Here is a 10,171-nt window from a genome sequence, read left to right on the forward strand (position 1 = left end):
CGGCGCGCATGCGCAACAGGCCGTCGATGCGGTCGAGCGCGAGTTGCTGCGCGAAGCGCACGGCGAAGTGGAAGAAAAGCCGGCGCGGCTGAAATCGCCCGCGCCGCAAGCCATCGCGCACGCACCCGGCGCGACGCTCGACCCGAACACGCTCGCCGGCGTGTGCGCGGCGCCCGGCATCGCGGTCGGCACGCTGGTGCGTCTCGACGATGCGGATATCGTGCCGCCCGAGCAGGCGACCGGCACACCGGCCACGGAAAGCCGCCGGCTCGATCAGGCGCTGAAGACGGTCGACGCCGAACTTACCGAAACGGTTCGCAGCGCGTCGGCGCGCGGCGCGGTCGGCGAGGCGGGCATCTTCGCGGTGCATCGCGTGCTGCTGGAAGACCCGATGCTGGTCGACGCGGCGCGCGACCTGATCAGCCTCGGCAAGGGCGCGGGCTTCGCATGGCGCGCGACGATCCGTACGCAGATCGACACGCTGTCGAAGCTCGACGACGCGCTGCTCGCCGAACGCGCGGCCGATCTGCGCGACATCGAGAAGCGCGTGCTGCGCGCGCTCGGCCACACGAGCGGCGCCCCGCGTGTGCTGCCCGACGAAGCCGTGCTCGCGGCCGAGGAATTCACGCCGTCCGACCTGTCGTCGCTCGATCGCGAACGCGTGACCGCGCTCGTGATGGCGCGCGGCGGCGCGACGTCGCACGCGGCGATCATCGCGCGGCAGCTGGGCATCCCGGCGCTGGTGGCGGTCGGCGATGCGCTGTACGCGATTCCGGACGGCACGCAGGTGGTCGTCGATGCGAGCGCGGGCCGGCTCGAACACGCGCCGACCGCGCTCGACGTCGAGCGCGCGCAGCACGAGCGCCAGCGCCTGGACGGCGTGCGCGAGGCGAACCGGCAACAGGCCGGCGAGGCGGCCGCGACCATCGACGGCCGCGCGATCGAGGTCGCCGCGAACATCGCGACGCTCGACGATGCGAACACCGCGGTCGACAACGGCGCGGACGCGGTCGGCCTGCTGCGCACCGAACTGATGTTCATCCATCGCCAGGCCGCGCCGACGGCGGTCGAGCACCAGCAGAGCTACCAGTCGATCGTCGACGCGCTGCAGGGCCGCACGGCGATCATCCGCACGCTCGACGTCGGCGCGGACAAGGAAGTCGACTACCTGACGCTGCCGCCCGAACCGAACCCGGCGCTCGGCCTGCGCGGCATCCGTCTCGCGCAGGTGCGCCCCGATCTGCTCGACGATCAGTTGCAGGGCCTGCTCGCGGTGAAGCCGTTCGGCGCGGTGCGCATTCTGCTGCCGATGGTGACCGATGCGGGCGAACTCGTGCGGCTGCGCAAGCGCATCGACGAATTCGCGCGCGCGCAGGGCCGCACCGAGCCGATCGAGGTCGGCGTGATGATCGAGGTGCCGTCGGCCGCGCTGCTGGCCGACCAGCTCGCGCAGCACGCGGATTTCCTGTCGATCGGCACCAACGACCTCACGCAATACACGCTCGCGATGGACCGCTGCCAGGCCGACCTGGCCGCGCAGTCCGACGGCCTGCATCCGGCCGTGCTGCGCCTGATCGACATCGCGGTGCGCGGCGCCGCGAAGCACGGCAAGTGGGTGGGCGTATGCGGCGCGCTCGGCGGCGATCCGCTCGCGGTGCCGGTCCTGGTGGGCCTCGGCGTGACCGAACTGTCGGTCGACCCGGTGTCGGTGCCGGGCATCAAGGCGCGTGTGCGCCGTCTCGATTACCAGTTGTGCCGTCAGCGCGCGCAGGATCTGCTCGCGCTCGACTCGGCACAGGCGGTAAGGGCAGCAAGCCGCGAGGTCTGGCCGCTCGACTGAGCGTCGACGGCAGGTTCGCGGCGCGTTTCACGACGAAGGCAAGTAGGTCAACGACGATTAACGACGAGACAAGGATTGGAGGACTGAATGAACGGGAATCCGTTTCTGAAAATACAGGGCCTGGGCCGGGCGCTGATGCTGCCGATCGCGGTATTGCCGGTCGCCGGCATCCTGCTGCGGCTCGGCCAGCCGGACGTGTTCAACATCAAGATGATCGCCGACGCCGGCGGCGCGATCTTCGACAACCTGCCGCTCCTGTTCGCGATCGGCGTGGCGGTCGGCTTCGCGAAGGACAACAACGGCGTGGCGGCGCTCGCGGGCGCGATCGGTTACCTGATCGAAACCGCGATCATGAAGGACATCGATCCCAAGCTGAACATGGGCGTGCTGTCCGGGATCATCGCGGGTGTCGTCGCGGGCCTGCTGTACAACCGCTACAAGGACATCAAGCTGCCGGACTACCTCGCGTTCTTCGGCGGCAAGCGCTTCGTGCCGATCATCACCGGGCTGGTCTGCGTGATACTGGGCATCGCGTTCGGGTACGTGTGGCAGCCGATCCAGCATGCGATCGACGCGGCCGGCCAGTGGCTGACGACGGCGGGCGCGATCGGTGCGTTCGTGTTCGGCTTCCTGAACCGCCTGCTGCTCGTCACCGGCCTGCACCACATCATCAACTCGCTCGCGTGGTTCGTGTTCGGCAACTTCACGCCGCCCGCCGGCGGCGAGATCGTGCACGGCGACCTGCACCGCTTCTTCGCGGGCGACCCGACCGCGGGCACCTTCATGGCCGGCTTCTTCCCGATCATGATGTTCGGCCTGCCGGCCGCGTGTCTCGCGATGCTGCACGAGGCGCCGAAGGAGCGCCGCGCGATGGTCGGCGGCCTGCTGTTCTCGATGGCGCTGACGTCGTTCCTGACCGGCGTGACCGAGCCGATCGAGTTCAGCTTCATGTTCCTCGCGCCGGTGCTGTACGTGATCCATGCGGTGCTGACGGGCTTGTCGCTCGCGATCTGCCAGATTCTCGGCGTGAAGCTCGGCTTCACGTTCTCCGCCGGCGCGATCGACTACGTGCTGAACTACGGGCTGTCGACGAAGGGCTGGATCGCGATTCCGCTCGGCATCGCGTACGGCGTCGCGTACTACGGGCTGTTCCGCTTCTTCATCCGCAAGTTCAACATGGCCACGCCGGGCCGCGAGCCGGCCGCGACCGACGCGGCCACGGAATCGTACGCGTCGGGCGGCTTCGTCGCACCGGCCGCGGGCGCGGCCGCAACGGCTGCCGCACCGCGTGCGCAACGCTACATCGCCGCACTCGGGGGCGCCGGCAACCTGTCGGTCGTCGACGCATGCACGACGCGCCTGCGCCTGACCGTCGTCGATCCGGAAAAGGTATCGGAGCCGGAACTGAAGTCGATCGGCGCACGCGGCGTGCTCAAGCGCGGCGGCAACAGCGTGCAGGTGATCATCGGGCCCGAGGCCGACATCATTGCCGACGAGATGCGTGCCGCGATCGGCGGCGGCGCGACCGGTGCCGCATCGGCCGCGCCGGCCGCGGCCGCGCAGCCCGTCACGGGCGCGGCCGCCGGCCCGCTCGATCCGGAGCCGACCCGCTGGCTCGCGGTGTTCGGCGGGGCGACCAACGTCGCGTCGCTCGATGCGGTGGCCACCACGCGCCTGCGCGTGGTCGTGCGCGACCCGTCGGCGGTCGATCGCGAGCGTCTCGGCGCGCTCGACGTCGCATGGGTGTCGCTCGATACGTTCCACATCGTCTGCGGCAACGCGGCGGCACGCTATGCCGAACAGCTCGGCGCGCGCCTGCCGCCGTCGGGCGGCGGGGCGGCGGCACAACCGGCGTGATGCGGTGAGGCCGGCCTGATCGATCCGCGCGGCGGATACGGGCCGGCGGTCAACAGAGGTCAAAGGAAAACGGCTTGCGACGTGTGCGTCGCAAGCCGTTTTTGCTTTGGCGAAGGCCGTGTGCGATAAGTGTGCGATAAGCGATGCGTGGGTCCGCATCGCCTGCCGCTCAACTGCCTGGCCGTTCACCCGTTCACGGATTCGTCAGCGTGAAGGTCGGCTTCCGGTAGCCGACCCCGGCGCGCTCCAGCTTCGGCAATTCGCGTTGCGTGAGCAGCGTCGCGAAGCCGGCCCAGTCGCGCTGCAGCGCGGCGATGTCGACATGATGCGTGTCGCCGCGCTTGAAGCGCACGCCGGCCGCATACGGCAGCTCCCAGTCGGCCCGGTGCCACGCGCGCTCGGCCAGCGCGAGCAGCCGCGGATAGGTCATGTATTCGAGGAAGGTGTCGTTGCGCATCACCTCGCCCCACGCCTGGCCCTGCATGCCTTCGATGCGCGGCGCGGGGCCCGTGCCCGTCACCTCGAACGGGTTGCCGTCGCGGTCGCCCATCACTTCGGCGTTCTGCGGCAGATTCTCCGGCGCGAGCGAGAACACCTTGTACTCGTCGGTCGCGTGCGAGCCCCAGTAGTAGCCGCGCTCGCGCGGATTGAGCGTGTACGGGAAGTCGAAGTACAGGTAGTCGGGCAGCGCGAGCACCGTCTGGTAGCCCTTGCCGCTCAGGTCGCGCGCGCTGTCCGACGCGCCCCAGAAGATCGTGTCCCACAGCGACACCATCACGTGGCGCGTGCTGAAATCCTGCGGCCCGTTCGCATGCTTGATGCCGTCCTGCCACGCGGCCATCGTGCCGATCCCGTTCGCGTTGACCGCCGCGCTCACCTGTTTCGCGAAACGCGTCGGCAGCTCGTCGATCGACTTGATCTCGCCGCGCTGGAGCAGCGCCGTGCAAGCCGGCGACCGTGCCCACGGCTTGTCCTGCGCGGCGAGATCGATGCGCCCCTTGTTCGGATCGGTGCCGTTGAGCGCCTGGAAGCCGCCGCCGAGGAAGATGTTCTTCGCCTCGTCGCCGCCGTAGTGCCAGGTCTGCAGCGGCGCCTGCGCGTCCGCGTGCATCGCCGCGATCTCGCGGATCACCTTCGACGCGAAGTTGAGCGCGCCCGGCACGCACGGGTTCAGGTCGCTGCGCCGATCATAGAACTGCACCGTCGTCAGGTTCGTCGTGTCCTGCGGGTCGAGCAGCCGGTACGCGTTCGCTTCCTGCTCGCGGCCCGCCGCATGCAGCCGCCGATAGCGCGCCTCCATCGTCACGACGGCCGCGCGTGCATGCGCGGGCATGTCGATCTCGGGGATGATCTGCACGAAGCGCGCGGCCGCATAGCGCACGAGCGCCACGTAGTCGTCGCGCGTCAGGTAGCCGCCGCCCGAGCGGTTGTCGGGGCCGGAGCCGAGCTGCGGCAGCAGGCAGCGCGTCTCGCTCGGGTCGTGGCAGCGGCGCGAGCCGATCTCGGTCAGCTCGGGCAGGCCCGGAATCTCGATACGCCAGCCTTCGTCGTCGGACAGATGCAGGTGCAGGCGATTGAGCTTGTACGCGCTCATCTGGTCGATCAGGCGGCGCAGCGTCGCCGGCTGCTTGAAGTTGCGCGCGAGGTCGACGTGCATGCCGCGATGCGTGAAGCGCGGCGCATCCTCGACGAGCATCGCCGGGATCGGGCCGCCGCCGGCCGGCGCGAGCGAGTAGAGCGTCTGCACGCCGTAGTAGAGGCCCGCGCGGTCGTAGCCTTCGATCAGCACGCCGCGCGGCCCGATCGCGAGCCGATAGCCGCCGGGTGTCGCGATGTCGGCCGGCAGCCGGCGCGGCGCGACGAAGCCGCGCACCGGCACGCCTGCGCCATCGAGCCCGAGGGTCGTCGCGCGCTCGTGCAGCGCCGCGACCTGCGCGTCCGGCAGATCCGGCAGCGCGAGTTCGACGCCGCGCAGCTCGAGCGTGCCGGGCAGCGGCAGTTCGCGTTTCACGCTCGGCAGCGCGCGGCCCGGATCGGGTCGTGCGGCCACCGGCGGCGCGTTGCCGGTCGAGTTGTTCTGCGCGTCGGCCGGCAGCGATTCGACGTAGCGCAGCTCGTTGTCGGTGTCGTTGTAGCGCAGCACGGCCGGCGGCGCGCCGTCGACGACGACGTACGGACGCGGAATCACGTCGCTGTAGCGCAGCAGCCAGTATTCGGCGACGAACGGCAGCTCGATGCGCTCGCCGGGCGCGAGCCGCACCGAGCCCGGCTGCGGCGTCAGTTCGTACAGGTCGCCGGTGAGCCGCCGCAGCGCGAAGCCGGGCCGGTCGATCCGCAGCAGGCGGCGGATGCTGTGCAGGTAGAGCTTCCAGCCGCCGTCGGCGATCGCCTGGTGGCCGCGGTTCTGCAGGATCAGGCGGCCGGTCGCGCAGGCCGCGCCGTCGGCGCCGAGATCGGCGCACGGCACGCCGGCCGCGGCCGCATGGTTGTTGTCGACGGCGACGCGCAACGCGAGGCCGTTCGACAGCACCGTCGCGAGGCTGGCTGCTTGTGCGGCGGCCGCTTGCGCGCTGCCGGCGTTCGCGCCAGTGGCGGCCGACGCCGGTGCCGCGGCGATCGCAGCCGGCGACAGCACCGCGATCAACAGGCCGGCAATGAGGGATGGCAAGGTACGCTTCAATTCGAACTCCTGAGAAAAAGAGGGCATGGCGGCGCCGTCACGCGACGTCGCTGCGATCGGGTCTTTCAGTGGAGCTGCGGGAGATACCGGCACGCGGGGCGATGCGGCTGCACCACGTGCATTCGGCACGCGGGAGCGTGCGTTACGGAACGGGCGGCGGGCATGCGTGCCGATCGGAGCGGCGCGGCGGCGTGCGCGGATTCATCGGCGGTCCATGGCGTTCGCCGCGGCGACGAGGCGGCCACGGCCGGCGGCGCTCGGTTGGCCGCGCATGAGCGCGACGACGGCGCGCGCCGTGGCGCACGGACGTCGAGATGGCGCGCAGGCGCACGCCACACACGGGATTCGCATGTCTCCCCCACCCAGAAGGATTCGGCCTGTCAGCGGCCGTGTCCAACGATCTTATGAAACCTTTTATTGGTATTCAAGTGGTATCAATCTGGCGCTAAATTGGCATCGACGGGCGACGCCTGCCAGCGCGGCCAGGACGAAAAAAAACCTCGCGCGAAGCGAGGTTCTTTTCCCTTCCGGGCGGCGACGGCGCGCGATTGGCCGCGCGCGTATCCCGTGTCAGCGCCGGTGCGTCAGTCGCGCCGCGCACGCACGGGCGCTTCCTGCGTCTTCTGCCGCGCTTCGAGCCACATCGCGTTGACGATACCGAACGACAGCGCGACACCGATACCGAGAATCCAGCTGAAATACCACATGATCCGACTCCTTGCGAAACGGTGGGCGAGGGCGCCCGCGCACCCCGGCCCGGTTCAATGCATCAATACATCGAGTGCGTGTTCTCTTCGAGCGTCTGGTGCGTGACCTTGCCGCGCATCACGCGATACACCCAGCTCGTGTAGAGCAGCACGATCGGCAGGAACACGATCACCGCGAACAGCATCACCTGCAGCGTCATGTGGCTCGACGTCGAATCCCATACGGTCAGGCTGCTGCGCGGGTCCAGCGACGACGGCATGATGAACGGGAACATCGAGAAGCCCGCGGTCAGGATCACGCCGGTGATCATCAGGCCCGTGCAGAAGAACGCCGTCTTCTCCTGCTTCGAGCCGGCGAGCAGCAGCGCCAGCACGCCGCCCGCGATCCCGACGACGGGCGCCGCGATCATCCACGGATAGTCGCCGTAGTTCGCGAGCCACAGGCCCGAACCGGCGGCGACGTCCTTGAGCAGCGGGTTCGCGACGGTGTCGGTCGGCGCCGCATGGGTGATGTGGAAGCCGCCGATATAGGAGGCCACCAGCACACCGGCCAGCACGAACAGCACGACCGCGAGGAACGACGCGACGCGCAGCGCGATCGACGCACGGCGCGCGATCACGCCGTCGGTCTTCATCTTGATGAACGCGGCGCCGTGCGCGACGAGCATCGTGAGGCTGACGAGCCCGCACAGCAGCGCGAACGGGTTCAAGAGCGCCCAGAAGCCGCCGTAGTAGGTCACGCGCAGGTCGCTGTCGAACTTGAACGGCACGCCCTGCAGCAGGTTGCCGAACGCGACGCCGAACACCAGCGCCGGCACGAAGCCGCCGGCGAACAGGCTCCAGTCCCAGCCCGCGCGCCAGCGCGGGTCCGGCCGCTTGCTGCGGTAGTCGAAGCCCACCGGCCGGAAGAACAGCGCGAACAGCACGAGCAGCATCGCGAAGTAGAAGCCGGAGAACGACGCCGCATAGACGAGCGGCCAGGCCGCGAACATCGCGCCGCCGGCCGTGATCAGCCACACCTGGTTGCCTTCCCAGGTCGCGCCGACCGTGTTGACGATGATGCGGCGCTCCTCGTCGGTCTTGCCGAGGAACGGCAGCAGCGCGGTCGCGCCCATGTCGAAGCCGTCGGTGACGGCGAAGCCGATCAGCAGCACGCCGACGAGCAGCCACCAGATCAGCTTGAGAGTTGCATAGTCCATAGCGATTCCTTGTTCGGTTGCGAGGGCGTGCTCAGACCGCGGCCCGCTCGCCGGCAGCGGCGAGCTCGTGGTGATAGCGGCCGGTATGCAGCGACGACGGGCCGAGGCGTGCGTACTTGAACATCAGCTTGATCTCGATGACGAACAGCGCGGTGTAGAACAGGATGAAGCCGGCGAGGCTCAGGTACAGGTCGCTCGGCTGCAGGCTCGACGCGGACAGGTGCGTCGGCAGCACGCCGGCGATTGTCCACGGCTGGCGGCCGAGCTCGGCGACGATCCAGCCGAATTCGATCGCGATCCACGGCAGCGGGATCGCCCACACCGCGTAGCGCAGGAACCAGCGGCGGTTGTCCTGCAGCAGTTGCCGCCGCGCGCAGAACCAGAACGCGGCAACGAACGTCGCGACGAACAGGAAGCCGAGGAACACCATGATCCGGAACGAGAAGAACACCGGCGCGACGGGCGGGATCGTCTTCTTCGCGGCGGCCTTGATCTGCTCGGGCGTCGCGTCGGTCACGTTCGGCGTGAACTGCTTGAGCATCAGCCCGTAGCCGAGATACTGCTTGTGCTGGTCGAACAGCGCGCGGGTCGCGTCGCTCGTGTCGCCCTGCTTGAGCTTCTGCAGCGCGCCGTACGCGATCATCCCGCTCTGGATGTGCTCCTCGCTGTGCTTCGCGAGATCGCGCAGGCCGATCACCGGTTCGTCGATCGAGCGCGTCGCGATCAGGCCGAGCGCGTACGGGATCTTGATCGCGTAGTCGGTGCGCTGTTCCTCCTGGTTCGGGATGCCGATCAGCGTGAACGACGCGGGCGCCGGCTGGGTTTCCCATTCGGATTCGATCGCGGCGAGCTTCATCTTCTGCACTTCGCCGGTCGTATAGCCAGATTCGTCGCCGAGCACGATCACGCAGAGCGTTGCCGCGAGGCCGAAGCCGGCCGCGACCGCGAACGAGCGCAGCGCGAAGTCGACGTCGCGCTTCTTCAGCAGGTACCACGACGACACGCCGAGCACGAACATCGCCGCCGACACGTAGCCGGCCGACACCGTGTGCACGAACTTCACCTGCGCGACCGGGTTGAACAGCACGTCGAACAGGCTCGTCATCTCCATGCGCATCGTCTGGTAGTTGAACTCGGCGCCGACCGGGTTGTTCATCCAGCCGTTCGCGACGAGAATCCACAGCGCCGACAGGTTCGAGCCCAGCGCGACGAGGAACGTGACGATCAGGTGCTTGACCTTCGACAGGCGGTTCCAGCCGAAGAAGAACAGGCCGACGAACGTCGATTCGAGGAAGAACGCCATCAGGCCTTCGACCGCGAGCGGCACGCCGAAGATGTCGCCGACGTAGTGCGAGTAGTACGACCAGTTCGTGCCGAACTGGAATTCGAGCGTGATGCCGGTCGTCACGCCCATCGCGAAGTTGATCCCGAACAGCTTGCCCCAGAACTGGGTCATGTCCTTGTAGACCTGCTTGCCGGTCATCACGTAGACGGCTTCCATGATGACGAGCAGCCAGGACAGGCCGAGCGTCAGCGGCACGAACAGGAAGTGGTAGAGCGCCGTGATGCCGAACTGTAGGCGTGACAGATCGACGACTTCACTACTTATCATGGTGGTCTCCCTCGGTAGAGGCGGGCGCCGGCACCGAGAGCAGCTTCTCGGCGACGGCGGCAGGCGGCAACGACATGTGCTCGGCCTGCGGATGATTGAAGAATGCGTATTTGAGCGACATCAGGAGGATCAGCTTGACGATCAGCACCAGGGTGATGTCGCGGGCGAGGGTCGGTCCGCGTGCCCACGCGGCGATGCGCGCACGCCAGCCAATCGTGCCGGCCGGCCGCGAAGGCGGCGCAGGCTCTTTATTGATCGAGATCAAGGCGATTATCC

At 68.6% G+C, this 10,171-nt stretch carries 7 protein-coding genes; 2 read left to right on the forward strand and 5 right to left on the reverse strand.

The features are described from left to right. Together ptsP and nagE are read left to right on the forward strand one after the other, a co-directional pair. A partial coding sequence (gene ptsP / locus H3O04_RS30230; RefSeq protein WP_237666483.1) for a phosphoenolpyruvate--protein phosphotransferase occupies window positions 1-1,840 on the forward strand: 1,840 nt, incomplete at its 5' end. An 87-nt stretch (window positions 1,841-1,927) separates the two neighbouring features. After that, window positions 1,928-3,697 (forward strand): N-acetylglucosamine-specific PTS transporter subunit IIBC, encoded by a 1,770-nt coding sequence (nagE, locus tag H3O04_RS30235; protein ID WP_202589074.1) that lies wholly within the window; start codon window positions 1,928-1,930, stop codon window positions 3,695-3,697. Between the two features lie 193 nt (window positions 3,698-3,890). Here the strand turns inward: nagE and H3O04_RS30240 are convergent, their stop codons facing one another. The 5 genes from H3O04_RS30240 to cydP all read right to left on the reverse strand — a co-directional run bounded on the left by H3O04_RS30240 (window position 3,891) and on the right by cydP (window position 10,166). Next, window positions 3,891-6,377, reverse strand: coding sequence for a family 20 glycosylhydrolase (locus H3O04_RS30240; protein WP_202589075.1), 2,487 nt, complete (start codon window positions 6,375-6,377; stop codon window positions 3,891-3,893). A gap of 584 nt (window positions 6,378-6,961) precedes the next feature. Continuing rightward, a complete protein-coding gene (gene cydX, locus H3O04_RS30245; protein WP_006477761.1) occupies window positions 6,962-7,084 on the reverse strand; it encodes a cytochrome bd-I oxidase subunit CydX in 123 nt (40 codons plus the stop codon). A gap of 62 nt (window positions 7,085-7,146) precedes the next feature. After that, entirely contained in the window at window positions 7,147-8,283 is a 1,137-nt protein-coding gene (cydB, locus tag H3O04_RS30250) for a cytochrome d ubiquinol oxidase subunit II (RefSeq protein ID WP_202589076.1), read from the reverse strand. Window positions 8,284-8,314: 31 nt separating this feature from the next. Next, window positions 8,315-9,895 (reverse strand): cytochrome ubiquinol oxidase subunit I, encoded by a 1,581-nt coding sequence (locus H3O04_RS30255; protein WP_006477763.1) that lies wholly within the window; start codon window positions 9,893-9,895, stop codon window positions 8,315-8,317. Continuing rightward, on the reverse strand, window positions 9,885-10,166 hold the full coding sequence (gene cydP / locus H3O04_RS30260) for a cytochrome oxidase putative small subunit CydP (protein ID WP_027806881.1): 282 nt from the start codon (window positions 10,164-10,166) through the stop codon (window positions 9,885-9,887). The genes H3O04_RS30255 and cydP overlap by 11 nt, the downstream gene beginning before the upstream one ends. Window positions 10,167-10,171: the final 5 nt, after the last annotated feature.

It is taken from the genome of Burkholderia sp. KCJ3K979, assembly GCF_016759955.1.
Taxonomy (GTDB): Bacteria; Pseudomonadota; Gammaproteobacteria; order Burkholderiales; family Burkholderiaceae; genus Burkholderia; species Burkholderia orbicola.

Excerpts from the sequence above, each read along its gene's own strand:
- cydB (WP_202589076.1), bottom strand. The coding sequence starts at position 8,283 with ATGGACTATGCAACTCTCAAGCTGATCTGGTGGCTGCTCGTCGGCGTG.
- H3O04_RS30255 (WP_006477763.1), bottom strand. The coding sequence starts at position 9,895 with ATGATAAGTAGTGAAGTCGTCGATCTGTCACGCCTACAGTTCGGCATC.
- cydX (WP_006477761.1), bottom strand. The coding sequence starts at position 7,084 with ATGTGGTATTTCAGCTGGATTCTCGGTATCGGTGTCGCGCTGTCGTTC.
- nagE (WP_202589074.1), top strand. The coding sequence starts at position 1,928 with ATGAACGGGAATCCGTTTCTGAAAATACAGGGCCTGGGCCGGGCGCTG.